Annotated in this window: 7 protein-coding genes and 1 tRNA gene; 2 read left to right on the top strand and 6 right to left on the bottom strand. The window is 66.7% G+C overall.

Features of this window, described 5'->3' with window-relative positions:
* Window positions 1-100: 100 nt before the first annotated feature.
* The 4 genes from ACWDTD_RS19450 to ACWDTD_RS19435 form a co-directional block, all read right to left on the bottom strand.
* On the bottom strand, window positions 101-4978 hold the full coding sequence (locus ACWDTD_RS19450) for a DEAD/DEAH box helicase (RefSeq protein WP_449748779.1): 4878 nt from the start codon (window positions 4976-4978) through the stop codon (window positions 101-103).
* A gap of 230 nt (window positions 4979-5208) precedes the next feature.
* Window positions 5209-5281, bottom strand: a tRNA-Lys gene (locus tag ACWDTD_RS19445).
* Between the two features lie 93 nt (window positions 5282-5374).
* On the bottom strand, window positions 5375-6559 hold the full coding sequence (locus ACWDTD_RS19440) for a L,D-transpeptidase (RefSeq protein ID WP_449748778.1): 1185 nt from the start codon (window positions 6557-6559) through the stop codon (window positions 5375-5377).
* Window positions 6556-6777 carry a DUF3618 domain-containing protein gene (locus ACWDTD_RS19435; protein ID WP_449748777.1) on the bottom strand — a complete coding sequence of 74 codons (222 nt, stop codon included), beginning with the start codon at window positions 6775-6777 and terminating at the stop codon, window positions 6556-6558. Before ACWDTD_RS19435 ends, ACWDTD_RS19440 begins: the two co-directional genes overlap by 4 nt.
* 246 nt (window positions 6778-7023) lie before the next feature.
* Between ACWDTD_RS19435 and bcp the strand changes: the two genes are divergently transcribed.
* Window positions 7024-7497, top strand: a complete 474-nt coding sequence (gene bcp / locus ACWDTD_RS19430) for a thioredoxin-dependent thiol peroxidase (protein WP_449748776.1) — start codon at window positions 7024-7026, stop codon at window positions 7495-7497.
* Window positions 7498-7510: 13 nt separating this feature from the next.
* Window positions 7511-8143, top strand: a complete 633-nt coding sequence (locus ACWDTD_RS19425; protein ID WP_449748775.1) for a TetR family transcriptional regulator — start codon at window positions 7511-7513, stop codon at window positions 8141-8143.
* A gap of 193 nt (window positions 8144-8336) precedes the next feature.
* Here ACWDTD_RS19425 and acpS read toward each other — a convergent pair whose 3' ends face one another.
* A complete protein-coding gene (gene acpS / locus ACWDTD_RS19420) occupies window positions 8337-8744 on the bottom strand; it encodes a holo-ACP synthase AcpS (RefSeq protein ID WP_449748774.1) in 408 nt (135 codons plus the stop codon).
* Between the two features lie 2 nt (window positions 8745-8746).
* Entirely contained in the window at window positions 8747-18055 is a 9309-nt protein-coding gene (locus ACWDTD_RS19415; protein WP_449748773.1) for a fatty acid synthase subunit beta domain-containing protein, read from the bottom strand.
* Between the last annotated feature and the right edge of the window lie 239 nt (window positions 18056-18294).

The following is an 18294-nucleotide window of genomic DNA, read 5'->3' as shown; positions in this document are numbered from 1 at the left end:
TCCACAGCCACCAGAGTGTCGGTCATGATGCGACCTTCCTGCCCCCGACACACCGAGGGCGGTAAGGCCACTTACACCGTTCTCACGACAGTCCCCGGCTTTACGGCAAGGAGTCGACGATCTCCATTGTCTCCACAGCGACTGTGGTCACTTTGCGGATTAAGCCGACGATGTAGGTCGGGTCGTCGTGTTCGTCGCACCAGTCGTTGGGGTCGTTGACGATCTTGGAGTCCTTGTCAGGCTTGATCTGGTATCGATCGATGATCCACCCCAGAGCGGTCCGTGACCCAAGCAAGTAGCGTTCTGCTTCCTCGGGAATGCCGGAGATCGTCACCTGCGGGTTGTAGATGATTGTTGAGTGGTCTGTCTTGGAGCGCCACTTCATCTTCTGAACGCGCCAGGTATCGAGGTCGTCGGGGCTGTGTACCTTCTTCACTGATACGTCTAATGGGTAGGGCTCGACTTCCTCGTAGCCGGCGTGCAACGAGAGAAGCTGACGGCCGGCGTTGGCGTAGGTGTCGAATTCGTTGCGAGATTCCGGCGTCGGGATGCGTGGCAACATCTTCTTGAGGTCGGCGGCATAGGTGTCACGGTAAGTCGGCGAATGCAGCAGGCCGTAGACGAAGCAGAAGATGTCGTCCTTGGTGACGTCGCCACCGAGCGCCGAACGGTACAGGGATGCGATCTCATCGGTGATGTTGTCGACACGCTGGTAGCCCCACTCGTCGACTCCCGAGTCGTCCGTTGAGAAGTCCAATGTCCCGGCGTCTTCGTCAGGTTTGCAGTATGTGTAGCGAGGGAAGTACTGCCCCGTGTACGTGAAGAACGAGAGGTCAGGCATGTGCCGCGTCGCGAGCGCGGCAAACGTCGTTCCGTCTCGCGGAGCAAGTACTAATATTCCGATATTCGTGTGGTGGGGTGTCGGGAAGATGGTCGGAAGCTTGTAGACCATGTCGTTGAGCTTGCGGTCGAAGTACACCCATCGCTTCTCGAAGGGGCGATAGGTCCCAACCCGTATTGCACCGCTATTGAATTCGTAGGCGACGTTGCGCGCCAGGTCGTGTTTGGTACCGCGGTTCCAGCTGATCTTGGTCGGGTTATTGTCGATGAACTTGTCAACGGCTTTGGCGCGCTCTTTGCGGTCGGATGGTGGCGCGGTCTGGGCAAAGTCGTAGACCTGTTGGTTGTAGAAGTCGATCATGCGGTGCATATTGTCTTGCACCGTGGTCCTGGAAGCGTTATAGCACCATGCGTCACGCGCAGTGGCCAGGCCCCGGGAGTAGGTGTTGAAGACACGGATTCCTGTTCCGTCCTTGTCGCCGATGGCGGGATAGGTGCTGAAGGTGTTGTCACGCTGGTTTATCCAGTCGCCGGCCGCGTTGGGGGTGATGGTCTCCCAGTCGATGGCGGGTAGGGGGTCGGTGTCGAGGATGCGGAGTTTGTCGTCGCGGGTGAGGTGGTCGCCGATGTCGCGGTAGTGGATGGCGGCCGGACCGACATGACTCGGGTCCTTTACGCCGATGAAAATTGCGATCGTCGTCTGTGATCCGGACCCGAAGATTTGTCCTCCTTCTGCCTTCCAATCGGACGCTTTCATGTTTCCACGGAGGTTGTAGACGTAAATAGCGCTGTACTCCGCAGCGAAAGTGAGGCGTACCCCGTCGGGCGTGTTGCCGTCGATCCATCCGCCGTTTGACACGAAGGCGACAATGCCCTGGTCACCGATGCGGTTCGTCGCCCAGCGGAAGGCCCGATAGTAGGAGTCGTAGAGGCTGTTCTTGTTACGCGCTGTCGATCGGTCAGCGTAGGTGTCCTTAATGTGCCCGTCGAGAGTGGGGTACTTGATGTTGGCGTTGTTGTCGTTGGCGCTGTCCTGGCCGACGGAGTAGGGCGGGTTGCCGACGATGACGTTGATCTTGGTGCCGAGCTGGCGGGTGATGCGGTCGTTGTTCGCCGGGAACATCTCGGCGTCCATGGTGTCGTCAGCTTCGCTGATCTGGAAAGTGTCAGCGAGCACGATACCTGGGAACGGCTGATAGTGAGCGGTGTCGGCTTTGCCCGCCAGCGCATGATAGGTGGCTTCGATGTTGACCGCAGCGACGTAGTAGGCCAGGAGCATGATCTCGTTGGCGTGCAGCTCTTCGGTGTATTTGCGGGCCAGGTCGTGCGGTGTGACCAGTCCGGTCTGCATGAGTCTGGTGATGAAAGTGCCGGTGCCGGTGAAGGGGTCGAGGATGTGGACGTTGTCGTCGGTGAGGCCTTTGCCGAAGTGTTCACGGGAGACGGTGTCGGCGGCGTGCAAGATCCAGTCGACGACCTGGACCGGTGTGTAGACGATGCCGAGTTGAGCGGCCTGCTTGGCGAACCCGATCTTGAAGAACCGTTCGTACAGGTCGGCGATGATGCGCTGCTTGCCCTCAGCGCTGGTTACTTGGGAGGCGCGTAGTCGCACCGAGTCGTAGAAGCTGTCGAGGCTGGCTGTCTCTGATTCCAGTCCGCTGTCGCCGAGGGTGTCGACCATGCGTTGCATGACGATCGAGACCGGGTTGTGGGAGGCGAAGTCGTGTTCGCTGAACAAAGCGTCGAAAACGGGTTTGGTGATCAGATGCTGGGAGAGCATGCTGATCGCGTCGTCGGTGCTGATGGAGTCGTTGAGGTTGTCACGCAGCCCAGCAACGAACTTGCCGAACTCGCCTTCGATGGCCGGATTGCCTTGGGCGAGAATCGCTTTGATGCGGGTGATTTGTGCGGCGGAGATGTCGGCAACATCGTGTGCCCAGTCTTCCCAGTAGGTGCGGGTACCGACTTTGTCGACGATGCGGGCGAAGATCGCTTGACGCCACTGCGACAGGGAGAACAACGCCAACTGGGAGGTGAAGTCCGCGTCGCTGGTTGTGGTTGCCTGGCTGTCATCGGACGGGCCGATCGTTTCGGTTTCGTCGCCGCTGGTGGGGCCGATGTGACCGCCCATCAACGAGTCGGTACCGGTGCCGAGCTTCTTGGTGTCGGCGGCGTTGAGGTTGATGGCGTTGACGTGGGCGTCGAAACGTTCGTCGTGGGATCGCAGCGCGTTGAGGACTTCCCACACGACCTTGAATCGTTTGTTGTCCTGCAACGCTTGTGACGGGCTCATCTCGGCCGGTACGGCCACGGGCAGGATGATGTAGCCGTAGTCCTTGTCGTCGGACAGGCGCATGACGCGGCCGACGGCTTGGACGACGTCGACGATCGAGTTGCGTGGGTGCAGGAAGAGGACGGCATCGAGGGCGGGGACGTCGACGCCTTCGGACAGGCAGCGTGCGTTGGTCAGGATGCGGCATTCGTTGTCCGACAGGGGCGCGCTGATGCCTTTGAGCCAGTTGATGCGCGATGTGCGTTCCAGGGCATTGTGGGTGCCGTCGACGTGTTCGACTGAGCAGTACAAGTCCGTGTTGTTGGTTGCGGGGTCGTCGCTGACTTCATCGTCGAGGGTGTCGCGGTAGGCGTCGACTACGGCGGGGAACATTTCGGCGACGGACTTCGAGGTGGCGATATCTTTGGCGAAGGCTACGGCACGGCGCATGGGGTTCTCGCCGGGGTTGAATGTGGAGCCGTCGATCGCGGCGCCGGCGCGTTTGGCCAGCCCGTTCCAGCAGCCGACGATGCGGGTGGCGTCATCGAGGCTCAGTTCGTTTTCGGGGCCGGCGAGTTGTTCCTGCATGGGGCCGGCGACGAGCGACTGATCGACGGTGAGCACCAGGACCTTGTAATCGGTGAGCAGGCCCTTCTCGACAGCCTCGCCGAACCCGAGGTGGTGGAACTCCGGGCCGAACAGTTCCTCGTTGTCCATGGACGCGACCTCGGCGGAATGTTCTTCGGCCTTGTCTTTGAGCTTCTGGTCGTAGATTCGTGGGGTGGCGGTCAGGTACAGGCGTCGAGTCGATCTGAGGAAGTCAGAGTCGTGGACTTTGACGAAGTTGGACTCATCCGCATCTGTGAGCGTGACGCCGGTCGTCCGGTGTGCTTCGTCGCAAAGTACAAGGTCAAAATCCGGGAGCCCTCGGGCTTGGGCGTCGGAGACCACTGGAAGGGACTGGTAGGTGGTGAAAACGACGGTGAGTCCGTCGCTGTCGAGGTCTGCGCTGGTGAGTGACGCTGTCAGCTTCGCTGCGTTGGTGGTGACCGGGATGGCGACGTCGTAGGTGCGGGAGTCCTCAGCCGCTCGTGAGACCTTCTGGTCGGAACATACAGCGAACGCACGCAGCGGCATAGATGTCTGCGCGGTCCACTCACGGAGCGTCTGAGACAGCAGAGAGATCGACGGAACGCAGAACACGATCCGGGCTCGCCCCCCGTTCTCAAGTGCTGTGCGTTCGGCGATCTTCAGCGCGGTGAACGTTTTGCCGGTACCGCACGCCATGATCAGCTTGCCGCGATCGTTTCCACCAGCGAATCCCGTGAAGACCTTGTTGATCGCGGTTTCCTGGTGTTCGCGAGGCTCGTGTCGGGTGATCTGCTCGACTCCGACGGTGAAGTCGTCGTCGGCCCACTCGATCTGCCAGTCGATCGGTGAGTCGGCGAGGAGGTTCAGGCCGATGCGTTGGACGGGTTTGGACTGGTCATGCAACGCGTCTTCGGCGTTCTTCCCCCACCGGTCGGTGGTGGAGATGATGATCCCGCCAGTGAACGGGGATTTGCCGAGCGCGGTGAAAAAGCTGTCGATGTCACTCTTGGCCAGATGGTGGTCAGGTTCGTAGAACTTACATTGGATCGCAGTCAGCTCACCGGTGATCCGGTCGCGTGCCACCAGATCGATCCCGGTGTCAGGCTTGCCAGCACGTCCCTCCCAGTCGATCCACCGGCACACCGAGTCGTAGCGATCAGCAAGCATCGGGTCCAGCTCGAAGTAGCGGACCATCAGCTTCTCGAACTTCGTACCACGCTCCGAGTTCGACGGCGCCTGCCTGAACGCTTCGATGACGTCGTGGATCGATCCCACCGCAGATGACTCCTCACCAATAGGCTGCCTGGCCCATCCATCCTGCCCTGCAGCGCCTTACCTATCCGGCCCGACACTCCGACAACTCATTGACCACCCGAGGCGCTCGTTCGCCTGACCCACGTCGTCCCGGAGCGTCCCAGAACGAGGAATTGGAGAGTAGATTAGAGAGTATCCGCGAAAACAAAGAGGCCCCTCACCTGCGTTCCCGCTGGTGAGGGGCTTTTCAGTGCGCCATCAGGGACTCGAACCCCGAACCCGCTGATTAAGAGTCAGCTGCTCTGCCAATTGAGCTAATGGCGCGTGCCGTGCGAGAGGAAACCTTACAGGCTCACCGGTGCAGAAGTGAAATCGCCTGCTCGGGTGGCCATGACGGCTCTCGCACGGGCCTGCCCGTCAGGCGTTGCCCTTCTTCCACACCGCCCAGGGGACGTTCCAGTCACCGAGTCCGTCGTCGCCGGGCAGCTGAGGACCCACGGTGTTCTTGGCGATCACCACATCTCCACGCAGCGAGTTGTTGAGGAACCACTCCGCGTTGGCGGGACTCACGTTGAGGCAGCCGTTGCTGACGTCGTCCACCCCCTGATCGCCCAACGACCACGGCGCCGAGTGAACGTAGATGCCGCTGAACGAGATTCGCGTCGCGTCGTATACCGTCTCGCGGTAGCCGCCGGGCGAGCTGACCGGCACACCGTAGGTGGACGAGTCCATGATGACGCTCGGCGCGCGTTCGGCTGTGATGTAGATGCCGTTGTTGGTGGGCGTGGAGTCCTTGCCCATCGACGTCGGCATGGTCTTGACCTCCTTGCCGTCGATCGACACGGTGATCATGTGCGTCTTGTCGTCGGCCACCGACACCATGCTCCGGCCGATCTTGAAATCGGTGGTGAGGTCGTTGTCGCCGTAGACGCCGCCACCGAGGTCGATGCCCTTGGTGCGCACCGCCACATGCACTTTGGTGCCGGGCTTCCAGAAGTGTTCCGGACGCCACCGCACCATGCTGTCGTTGAGCCAGTAGAAGGCTCCCTCGACGGGCGGATCGGTGGTGACGGTGATCGCCCGCTGCGCGTTGAGCTTGTTGACGATCGGGGTGTCGAAGTTGATCGCGACGGGCTGGCCGATGCCGACGGTCTCGTTGTCCTCGACCACCGACGATGCGTCGGCCAGTGACTCGGCAGACGCGGTGGTGAACCCGATCTTGCGGGCGCCGTTGCCCTCGACGCCCTGCGCCGCCGCGGTCAGCGTGTAGTCGCCGCCGAAGTCGAGCGCCTGCCCCGAGGTCCAGGTGGACCCATCAGCCGACAGCGCGCCCTGGACCGGACCGTTCGGGCCGGACACGACCACCGAGGTGAGGTTGCCGTTCTGCGCGCTCACGCGGATCGGCGCACCGGGCATCACGCCGACAGCGTGATTGATCATCGGCTTGTCGCCCCAGCCGGTCACCGAGATGTCCGGTTGCGCGAGCGACTGCAACGCCGGAGCGTTGGTCACTGCGTCCGAGTAGGTGGGTTGCTGCGAGCAACCGGCCACCCCGACGACGACGACTCCCGCCGCGGTCAGCGCGCACAGCCCACGCTTCATGCCACGATCTTCCGGACCACCACGACCACGACGAGCGCGCCGGCGGCGGCCAGCGAGTACTTGACGGCCGGCTTGCCGAGAAATGCCTTCACGGTCGACTTCGCGTCCGACGCCAATCGGTCCGGGCTCACCCGCTCGGCGAGTGTGTCGAGCGTGTTGGCGAGGTCCTCCCGGGCCTGCACGATGTCCTGTTCGATACGGTCGGTATCCCCGGCCACTTCTGTCCTCCCACTGCTGTGTACCCACTCGGCCCGAGGTGCCCACCACCTGCGGCCACGACACAATCGGCGCGCTGATCCCCGACGACTTCGGGAGTGCGCGCCGACGATGTCGAACGATGGCACCAGGATACGTCATCGGCACGCGATTTCCGGGCAGAGGCACGTCACACCAGGAACTTTGACCCATATGTCCGACTACCGGGTGTGGTCGGACTCATCCGGGCGATCGACTAGCCTGGCCACATGGCTGGCACCGCACGCCTCGCCGTCGGCGACAAGGCCCCCGGGTTCACGCTCTCCGACGCACACGGCAACCCCATCTCCCTGTCCGACTACGCCGGACGCAAGGTGATCGTCTACTTCTATCCGGCGGCGGGCACACCCGGCTGCACCAAGCAGGCCTGCGACTTTCGCGACAACCTGGCCGAACTCGAGGGTGAAGGCCTCGCGGTGGTCGGCATCTCGCCGGACAAACCCGCGAAGCTGGCGGCGTTCGCCGACGCACAGGGACTCACCTTTCCCCTGCTCAGCGACCCCGACAAGGAGGTCATGACAGCCTGGGGCGCGTTCGGCGAGAAGAAGCTCTACGGCAAGATCGTCAACGGGGTGATCCGGTCGACATTCCTGGTCGACGCCGACGGCACCATCGCGCTCGCGCAGTACAACGTGCGGGCCACCGGACACGTGGCCAAGCTGCGCCGCGACCTGTCGGCCTGACGCCACCGGACCGATGAGCGCCCACTCGCTGGCACCCGATCCCCTGGTCCCGCGTAAACGTCCGACGCAGGAACGCAGCAAACGGAAGTTCTCCGCGATGCTCACCGCAGCCCGCGAATTGCTCACCGAGGTGGGTTTCGAGTCGCTCACCTGCGAAGAAATCGCCGCGCGGGCGGGTGTCCCGATCGGCACCCTCTACCAGTACTTCGCGAACAAGTACGTCATCGTCTGCGAACTCGACCGGCAGGACACCGTCGGGGTGCGCGAGGAGTTGGCCGCGTTCGGCTCGGAGGTGCCGTCGCTGGACTGGCCGATCCTGCTCGAACGCTTTCTCGATCACCTCGCCGCACTCTGGCGCGACGATCCGTCGCGCCGCGCCGTGTGGCTGGCGGTGCAGTCCACACCCGCCACCCGTGCCACCGCGTCGCTCAACGAGCGGGTGCTCGCCGAGCAGGTGGCCCGAATTCTGGCGCCGCTGACACCGTCGCAACGCGAACGGCGCGAGATGATGGCCCAGGTGCTGGTACACACCGCGTATTCGTTGCTGAGCTTCTCGGTCCAGGACGGCCACGACCACCCCGAAACCGTCACCGAACTCAAACGCATGCTCGCCGGCTACCTGATGCTCGAAGAGGCCACCGCCTGAGTCGTGGTCCGAGGCGGCGAGGGTTACGTCGGCTCCTGGCCCACCGACCTTCCCCGGGCTTTCCGACGTTCCCCTAGGAATATCTGGGGGACGAATGCGAAAGTAGGGGAAGGACATTCGTCCCCTACTTTCGGCCCGCCGCCGGGAGCAGTCTGGGGCAGTCTGGGGTGCGAACGCGACGCACCGGCGCCGACTAGCCGTCGCCGGCCGGCTGGTCCTCCAGAATGGCCACGGCCGCGGCGGTGGGCCCGTCGTGCGTCAGGGAGATGTGCACCGCCGCGCCGCGCAGGTGCTCGGCGATCTCGCCCGACAGCCGGATCGCGGGCCGGCCCCAGGTGTCGGTGACCACCTCGATGTCGCTGTGACGGATCAACGGCAACAGCGGTGATCGCGAGAACCGGCTCACCGACCACGCCTTGACCACGGCCTCCTTCGCCGCCCACCGGGCCGCCAGATGACGTGCCTCGTCTCCGGTGCCGGTGGCCGAGTCGCGCCGCTCCCCCACCGTGAACCGGTCGGCGAAGGTGGTCCCCGGCTGGGCGAGTTGCTCGCCGAACTCCGGTATCGACACCACGTCGATACCGACTCCCACGACCGCCATCGTCAGCTCACGCCGGTTGCGGTCGGCCCGTAGGCGCCCGTCGCCGACAGCCGTAGCTCCGGATCGAGCAGCAACTCCGACTCCGCGTCGTGTTCGTCACGGACGGAATCGAATCGGCGGTCGGCGGGCCTGCGGTAGGCCGGTTCGCCGCCACACATCGCGACGAGTCGACGTTGCGCACCGTCACGCTCCCGACGCGCAGACCGCGCCCGGTAGGTGCGCGCCGCCTCCGAATCCAGTGTTGCCACAAACGCTTCCGGATGCACCACCGCGATGAGACCGGAGACGTGCCCGAAACCGAGACTGGTCAGCAGGCCCGCCTTGAGCGGGAACCGGTCTTCGAGCACGAGGGGTTCGCGGGGCCACACCAGGTGCGGGTACTCGCGCATCTGCTCGTCGACACAGTCGAGGCTGCGGTTGGGAGGGATCACCCCGTCGCGCAGTACCTGGCACAGCCCGATCAGCTGAAAGGCCGCCGCCCCGCCCTTCGCGTGGCCGGTGAGTGACTTCTGCGATACGACGAACAACGGTGCCCCGTCGCCCCGGCCGATCGCCGCAGCCAGCCGTTCATGCAACTCCGATTCGTTGGGATCGTTTGCCCGAGTGGAGGTGTCGTGCTTGGAGACCACCGCCACATCGTCGGCGCTCACCCCGAGTGCCGAGAGCGCGGTGGCCAGCGGGGAATCCTGCGCACCGCGTGCCGCTCCCAACGCACCCAGACCCGGAGCGGGAATGGAGGTGTGCACGCCATCACCGAAGCTCTGCGCCCAGGCGACCACGCCGAGGACGGGCAGCCCCATCTGCGCTGCCACGTCGCCGCGGGCCAGCAGAATGGTTCCGCCGCCCTGGGATTCGACGAATCCGCCGCGGCGCCGGTCGTTGGCACGGGAGAAGCGGCGCTCATCGATGCCACGCGCGGCCAGTGCGTCGGATTCCGCGGTCGCCGACATGTCACCGAACCCGACGATGCCCTCGATACCGAGATCGTCGAATCCGCCGGCGACTGCGAACAGGGCCTTGCCGAGACGGATCTTGTCGACGCCCTCCTCGACCGACACGGCCGCGGTGGCGCACGCGGCCACCGGGTGGATCATCGCGCCGTAACTGCCGACATACGACTGGACCACGTGCGCGGCAACGATATTGGGCAACGCCTCCTGCAGGATGTCGTTTGCCTTGGACTCGCCCAGCAGGGTGTTGACGTAGAGCTCGCGCATCGACGTCATCCCGCCCATGCCGGTGCCCTGGGTGTTGGCCACCAGTCCCGGATGCACCCACCGCATCAGTTCGCTCGGGGTGAAGCCCGACGACAGGAAGGCGTCGACGGTCGCCACCAGGTTCCACAGCGCCACCCGGTCGATCGACTCGGCCATGTCGGGGGTGACGCCCCATCGGGTGGGGTCGAACCCGGTCGGGATCTGACCGCCGACCTTGCGGCTCAATTCGAACCGGCGCGGCACGCGGATCTCGGTACCGGCCATCCTGGTGACCGTCCAGTCACCGGACTCCGCGTCGGCCACGATGCGGGTCCGCTCGGGATCGGCCGCGGCGAACGCGCGGGCCTCGGCTTCCGAACTCACCGTGAACGACAGATCGGAGTCGAGGAACACCGACGTCAGCAGCGGCGACGAGTTGTCGACCATGGCACCGTCGTCGCCGTACCGGCGAATTCCGCACCGTGCCACCACCTCGTCGTGGTAGCGCTGCGCGATCTCGGCTTCGGGAACCGGGTCGCCGCTCGCGGTGTCGTACCAGCCGGGTTTGGGCACCGAATCCCAGTGGATCAGCCCCGTATTCCAGGCCAGTTCGAGAACCCCTGCCGCACTGAGCTTCTCGTCGACCTCCATCTCGAAGCGGGTGCGCGCCGATCCATACGGGCCGAGTTCCCCGGCGCCGACGATGACCACGAGGTCCTCGGGGGCGGTGTCGAGCGACGGCCACTCCGGCGTCATCGCCCTGTCCGCGCGTGCGGGAGCCGGCAGTGCGGCCACGGTGGCCGACTCGTCGAGGCCGGCGTCGTCCGCATCGGCGACCAAGTCGGTATCGGCCGCGGCTGCCTTCGCGGCCAGCGACTTCAGATCGATCGACGGATCGAGCCCGCCGGTGAAGTCGGCGACGATGGCAGCTTCGGTTGCGGCCGAGCGCTGTTCGGCCGAGCACAGTCCCAGCAGCCGGGCCGCCATCTCGTCGGTGCTCCACGTGCGCACCCCGGCCGCCTGGACCGCGGTGACCATTCCGTCGTTGTGCCCCATCAGGCCGGTGCCGCGCACCCAGCCGATCAGTGCGTGCGCGAGTGTCGTCTTGGCTCCCCAGGATTCCTCGGCTGCCCATCGGGTGACCAGGGCGTCGAGCGCAGCCTTGCTCTCGCCGTAGGCGCCGTCACCACCGAACATGCCGCGATTGGGGGATCCGGGCAACACCACGTGCAGTCGTGCGGCGAGGTCGTGATCGGAACCGATGTCCGACAGCCCGGCGATGAGACGCTCCACCGACCAGAGCAGCACCTTCATCTCCAGTTCGGCGCGGCCACCGGCCTCGGTGAGGTCCCCGGCCACGCGGGGCGCGGCGAACGGGAACAGCAGCGTCGGCTTCATCGCCGGTTTCACGACGGCGGTGGTGCCACCGAGGTTCTCGGTCTGCTCGGAGCCCAGCCAACCCACCAGGTCGTCGACGTCGGTGTAGGACGCCATGTTGGCCGGCGTCACCCACAACGCCGCGTCGAAGCGGGCATGGGTGCGGTAGAGGTTCTTGTAGAACGCCAGCCGGTCCGAGTCGAGCCGGGAGGTGGTGGCCACCACCGTGGCACCGCCGGCCAGCAGTCCGGCGACCACCGATGCGGCGATCGAGTCCTTGCTGGCGCCGGTGACCACCGCGATGTCGTCGGAGAACTCACCGCGTGCGGGGTGGTCGGCGAGGTGTGCGATTTCCTCGAACGCGCGGGCGTGCACCCCGTTGCCCGCGACGAGTGCCTTGCCCTGCCACCACGTGGCGTGTTGCGCGACCACCGCTCCGGCGCCGGCGAAACGAGCCACCACATCGTCGAATCCGGTGTGCAGCGACTCCTCGTCGCTCAGCCACAGCCGCACCAGATCCTCGCGGGCGGTGGCCCACCGGTCGTCCACCAGCACCACCTTCGCCTCGTCGAAAGCCGGTGCGACGGTGCGCGCCCAGTCGGTGCCGAGCTCGGCGCCGACCCGTTCGGCCACCAGCGCGTCGGCGTTGTCGGCGGCCTGCGGTGCCGAGACCTCTTCGGCGAGGCCGAGTTTGGTGAGGATCGTCTGGGCGGCCGCGGCCAGCACTCCGCTGCGGCCGGTGATCTGCTCGGTGAACTCGCCGAGCGCGGCAGCGTCGACGGTCGCCCCGCCACCGGATTCGGCGGCCGGCTTGGCCACCGCGACACCACGCTGGGCGCCCACCGCGCCGACGGCTCGGTCGATGAGGGCATCGAGCGCACCGACGGTCGACGGCGGGCCGTCGAGCAGATCGCCGAGATCGCCGCCGCGTACGCTCACGCCGTCGCGGGTGCCGAGCGCCAGTGCGATCACGGTATGCGTGCCCCAGCCCGAACCGAGTTGCCAGACCTCGCTCACCCGGTCGGTGATGTAGGACTGACGTTTGCCGACGGGCCCGAGGATCTTGCGGATCTGGTCGGCGACCGCATCGGTGAGCACCGCACCCAGTGGCCGGTACCCGCGGGCAAGTGTGTCGACGGTGGATGCCAGCGCCACCATGTCGGCCTCGGCGGCGCCGTCGATGGCGCCGAGGCCGAGTTCACCGCCGATGTCGAGCAGTAGCTGATTGCGCCGCGACGACACGCCATCGCAGAGGGCCTCGATGGTGTCGGCCGGCCCGATCTGATCGACCCTGATCTTGGTCCACAGCGCGATCACGGCCTGCACCGCATCCGACGGACCGAACGCGAGGTCGTCGGGGCGGGGAGCACCGGCCGGGGCTGCCGGCGCCGGGACGGCGGCGGGGGTATTCGCCGTCCCGGCTCCGGGGGTGGCCGATTCGGCTGCGGCGGCGACGTCATTGTCGGCCGCGGCCGCGTCGACCTGGTCATCGACGATCTCGGGTGCGGAATCGCGGGCGAGGATCACCTCGGAATCACGTTCCAGATTGAGCACCTCGGTGGTCGCCGACGCGTAGTCGTCGAGCTTGAGGGTGTTGGTGGCCAGACCGGTCAGGGTCGGGGCGCCCTTGAGCCCGATCTCGACGAATCGCTGCACGTCCAGGCCGCCGGGCCCGGCGTCGGCGAAGAGCAGGTCTTGCGTCTCGATCCAGCGGACGGGGCTGGCGAACTGCCAGGCCAGCAGCTCGATGAGGATGGTGCGGGCCAGGCGGTGCGGGTCGGCCGACCACGTGTCCCAATCGGCCAGTACCGCATCAAGGGGATCGGAGGGCACCAGCGCTGCGATCTCCTCCACGAACGAGCGGTCGAGGGTGAACAGCCGCGGCACCAGGTTGGGAATGTAGCGGCCCACCAGGATCTGGGGGTCGATGTCGGCGGGCAGCAGTTCGTCGAGCTTGCCGCGGAACTCGGGGACCCCGGCACGCAACACCGTCGAGTGGAAGGGCACGTCGATGCCGGGCACCAGAATGAACGAGCGTTTCCCGCCGAATTCGATACGGCGACGCTCGATCTCGGCCTCGAGGTGTTCCAAACCGCGTACCGTGCCGGCGATCGCGTACTGCGAACCCAGCAGGTTGAGGTTGACCACCTCGAGGAACTCCCCGCACGCCGAACCGATCTCGGCCACAAATGCGGGCACCTGCGCATCGTCCAGCCCGAACTGGCTGGGCCGGATCGCCGCCATACGGTAGTCGCTGCGTCCCAGGTCGTCTCGCGGCACCAGATGATGCATGGCCTCACCGCGCTGGAACACCACCTCCAGCACGGCTTCCAGCGGCAGCACTCCGGCACAGGCGGCGAGCGCGTTGTATTCCCCGACCGAGTGCCCACAGGTGATGGCACCCTCGACGAACCCGCCGGACTCCTCGAGTTCGGCGATCTGCGCGACACCCAGGGTGGCCATCGCCACCTGGGTGAACTGGGTCAGGTAGAGCACGCCCTCGGGATGCGAGTACGTGGTGCCGCCGGCCACGAGCGTGGTGGGGTTGTCGCGCACCACCGCGAGGATCGAGAAGCCGAGCGCGTCGCGGGTGTGCCGGTCGGCTCGATCCCACACCGCGCGTGCGGCTTTCGAGCGTGAACGCGCATCGAGGCCCATACCCTTGCTCTGAATGCCCTGGCCCGGGAAGGCGTAGACGGTGCGCGGGGCGGCCAGCAGACCGGTGGCACTCATCACCAGATCGTCGCCGATCCGGCACGACACCTCCACCACCTCACGTCCGTGGTCGAGACCCACCCGGTCGACACGCACCGTGATCGGGTCACCGGTGCGCACCATGCCCAGATACCGCGCCGTCCAACCGAGCAGGCGGCGCGGAGACGGCGTCGGATTCTTCGAATCGGTGGCGGTGACCACGTGCTGGGCGGCCGCCGACAACCACATGCCGTGCACGATCGGGGCGCCGAGTCCGGCCAGTTTCGCCGCCGACGCATCGGTGTGGATGGGGTTGCGGTCGCCGGACACCGCGGCAAACGCGCCCATGCGGGCCGGGGCCACGATGGTGGCCGCGCGCAATGGTTTGCGGGTGGCCTGCTGTTCGTCGGTGGTCGCTCCCCCGGCCCGGACCGGGTCGGTGAGCTCGGCGGACCCGTGACGACCGCGGATGGCGAAACGTTCTGCCAGCCGTGCGATCTCGCCTTGGGGTCCACTGACCTCGACACTCACGCCGATGACGCGGCCGACCTCGGTGTCGAGAACTCCGGTGGTGCGCGCGGTGACGGTGAGTTCGGCCCCGGCCATCGGGATGGGACCGGTGAGTTCGATCGCGTGGTCGAGGTGCACGAGGTCGAGGAGACCCTCCACGACGGGTGCGCCGTCGTCGGTGCGGGCGGCACCGATCACGCTGAACACGCTCGGCCAGCATGCCCCCACCAGGGTGTCGGGGACGGCGAAGCCGTTGGGCTGCGACGGGGTGGTGGCGTGCAGGTGCGGCGGCAGGGTGTTCGCGGTCACCAGCGCGTGGTCGGCGATGCGGTCGGGGTCCCAGGACACGGTGGTGGTCGCCGTACCGTCGTGAACCTCGGCGAGCGATCCGCCCGCGGCGACCCGCAGGATCGCCGACATCGCGCCGGCGGCATCGGCGCTGTCGACGCGAGGGTTTCCGCCGTCGCGGATCGACGGTCCCACCTGCAGCGGGATGCGTACCGCACTCCCGGAGATCGGCACCACGAGGTCGAAACGGTCGTCGATGACGTGCTCGAGCAGAGACCCGGTGGGCTCGTGTTCGGCACGGCGCGCGTCGACGATCTCCCAGCGATCCCGGTCACCTAGCGCCACAACGGGACTGGGCACCATACGACCCACCCACGAGACGTCGTCGGCGTCGAGGATCGCGGTGAGGACGCCGCCGTCGGCAATGCTGCTGTTGCGTTTACGGACATCGACCGGAGTCGGCCGCACACCGGTGGCGGCGAGGTCGGTGACGACCTGCGCCTCGAAGCGGTCGAGCAGATCGCCCACCGGCTCGTCGACACGCGTGATGCCCGACACGGCGACGGGACCGGGAATGATGCACACCTGATCGGCGCGATACCGCGGATCATGGGCCTGCCACAGCGAATCGCTGCGCCACCACCGCCGGACGTCCTTGTCGATCACCGGTACGAAGTTGACCGGCTTGCCCGGGGTGCGGCACAGGTCGAGGAAGAACGCCACATCGGCGGGGTGCAGGATGTCCACCTCGACTGCGGGGTAGACGCTCGCGAGGGCGTCGATCGCGGCGTGCGGGTCGTCGGTGCTCGCCGGCGAGGCGAACATGGTGGGCACCGGGCCGCGGTCGGCCGGGTGCAGCCGCGCCTCGGTGCGCTGCAGCATCTCGACAAATCGCTGCTGCCAGGTGATGTCGGCCCACGGTAGCTGATCTCGGCGGCCATCGGTGCCGGGAGCGAGTTGCGCGTCGTCGCCCACGGCCAGCGTCGCGTAGCGGTCGAGCCACTCGCGGTAGGTCATCTCCGACACGTCGCCGAAGTACGGCTTGGCGGTGTCGGCGAGCGCGCCGATGATCTCGTCACGACGCTCGGCGACGGCCTCGGCGTCGCCGGCCACCTCGTCGAGCAGTCGGCCGCATCGCGACGCGGTGTTGTCCACCTCGTGGATGTCGGCACCGAGTTGGCTTCGGCCCGAGGCCATTCCGTGGTCGGCGTGTCCGGCGCCGATCCATTCGTCGCAGCCTGCGGTGTCGACCAGCAGTTGTTTCACCTCGGGTGTGGTGGTGGCCTCGGCGGTCGCCATGGCCGCGGTGCCCACCAGGATGCCGTCGAGCGGCATCGTCGGATAGCCGTGGTCGGCGGCCCACGCCCCGGTCAGGTAGGCGCTGGCGCGTTCGGGGGTGCCGATGCCGCCACCGACGCAGATCACCACGTTCGGGCGGGCGCGCAGTTCGCCGTAGGTGGCCAGCAGCAGGTCGTCGAGGTCCTCCCAGGAGTGGTGTCCGCCCGCGCGTCCACCCTCGATCTGGACGATGACCGGGTGGTGGGGCACCTCCGCGGCGATCCGGACGACCGACCGGATCTGCTCCACGGTGCCGGGTTTGAATGCCACGAACCGCAAGCCGGCGTCAACGAACTCGTCGACGAGGGCGACCGCGTCGGCGAGTTCGGGGATGCCCGCGGAAATGATGACGCCGTCGATGGGAGCGCCCTGCGCGCGGGCCTTCTGCACCAGGCGTTTGCCGCCGAGTTGCAGTTTCCACAGGTACGGGTCGAGGAACAGTGCGTTGAACTGCGCCTCGCGTCCGGGTTCGAGGAGGTCGGTCAGCCGGGCGATGTTGCCCGCGAAGATCTCCTCGGTGACCTGCCCGCCACCGGCGAGTTCGGCCCAGTGCCCGGCATTGGCGGCCGCCGCGACGATACCGGGGTCCACGGTGGTGGGCGTCATGCCGGCGAGCAGCATCGGCGAACGACCGGTGAGCCGCGTGAAGGCGGTCTCCACCACCCTACGTCCGTCGGGCAGGGTGGCCAGCGTCGGCGCGAACGCCGACCAGGGCCGGGACACCTCGGGAATTCCGCCGGGGCTGAACAGGTTTCGCTGTCCGCCGCGCGATGCGGCGGCAACCAGGCCCACCCCCTGCCCACGCACCAGCGGTGCGGCCAGACGGGTCGCGAGGTCACCGGGCCCCAGGTCGATCATCCATTTCGCCCCGTCGGCGACCGTGGCGTCGACGGCCGAAACCCAGTCCACCGGATTCACCAGGATGTCGGCCGCGTGCTGTGCGGCCACCTCTGCGTCGATGCCGCAGGCGAGCGCCCATTCGCGGACCAGCTCGACCGCGTCGGCCATGCCGGGATGGTGGAAGGCCACGCTGACCGTCAACGCGTCGAAGATGGGCGCGAAGGGGGCACCGCCGGTGACCTTGCGCTTGCGGGCGTCGGCCTCGGCGGCGGCGATGGTCTCGCACCGGGCGGCGAACGCGGCGAGGTGTCGGGGCGCACCGGACAGCACCACCGACCGCCGGCTGTTGCGGATCGCGACCACCGGCACGGTGCTCGAACCCGCCTCGGCCGCGCCCTGCCCGGTGACGTCCGCGCAGTAGTCGGCGAGGATCGTGTCGATCCGCGCCGGGTCGACACCGCCGATCGCGAGCATCGGGCTGCCGTCGGGACCGGCCGCCAGGCCACGACGCCGCGCGATGAGGGTGCCCGCGGCGCCGATGAGGTGCGCCACCGCCAGCAGCAGTCCCGGACCGGTTTCCGCGGCGTCGCCACGTCCGATGGCGTCGACGGCCAGCGACCCCTGAGAATGCCCGATCACGGCGCGCGGAGTCAGCACCGAGGGGTCGAGTCCCTGTTTGCGGACCGATTCGATGCCGGCGAGCTGGGAGAGCAGCACACCGGGTCCCGAGAGAGCGAAGTCGGCGAGCGCGGCGTCGTCGGGCACGTCGTCGCCGGAGTCGTGTGAGCGTATCCAGGAAATCGGGTGGAATCCGTCGGGCCGCGCCACGGCCAGGGAGTCTGCGACCGGCTCCACAAGTCGTTCGGCGGCGGTGACGACCGTCGACACGCGGTGTTCGAGATCGGCGTCGATCACGAGTTCGGCGAGGGTGGGCAACCACGGCCCTCCCTGCCCGCCGAAGCTGATGGCGTAGGGCTCGCCGGCGGCGATTCGCTCGATCAGGGACTGCGCGGGCTGGCCGATGTTCGCGGCGCCATGTGCTCCGGGGCGGAATTGATCGACGGTCACAGACTCTCCTCGTGGCGGTTGGCTTGTCGGCACGCACATCGGCGAGGTCGGCCAGAGACCCGCGGCGGGGTTCGGCGCCTCGGTTGCGCGATGACGCGAACACGCTTGCACCCCAACACTTCTCGCTCGCTCGGGGACACCTGGCGACTCGGCGACGAGTCTGCCTACGTGAACGTGGGACCCATCATGGCACACAAAAGTGAGGGATTCCTCATGTTTGTTGGTGACCCTCGGGTATA

The organism is Gordonia sp. NPDC003425 (assembly GCF_053588635.1).
The sequence above is the reverse complement of the archived record's forward strand: the minus strand, read 5'-3'. Positions and strand labels throughout refer to the sequence as shown.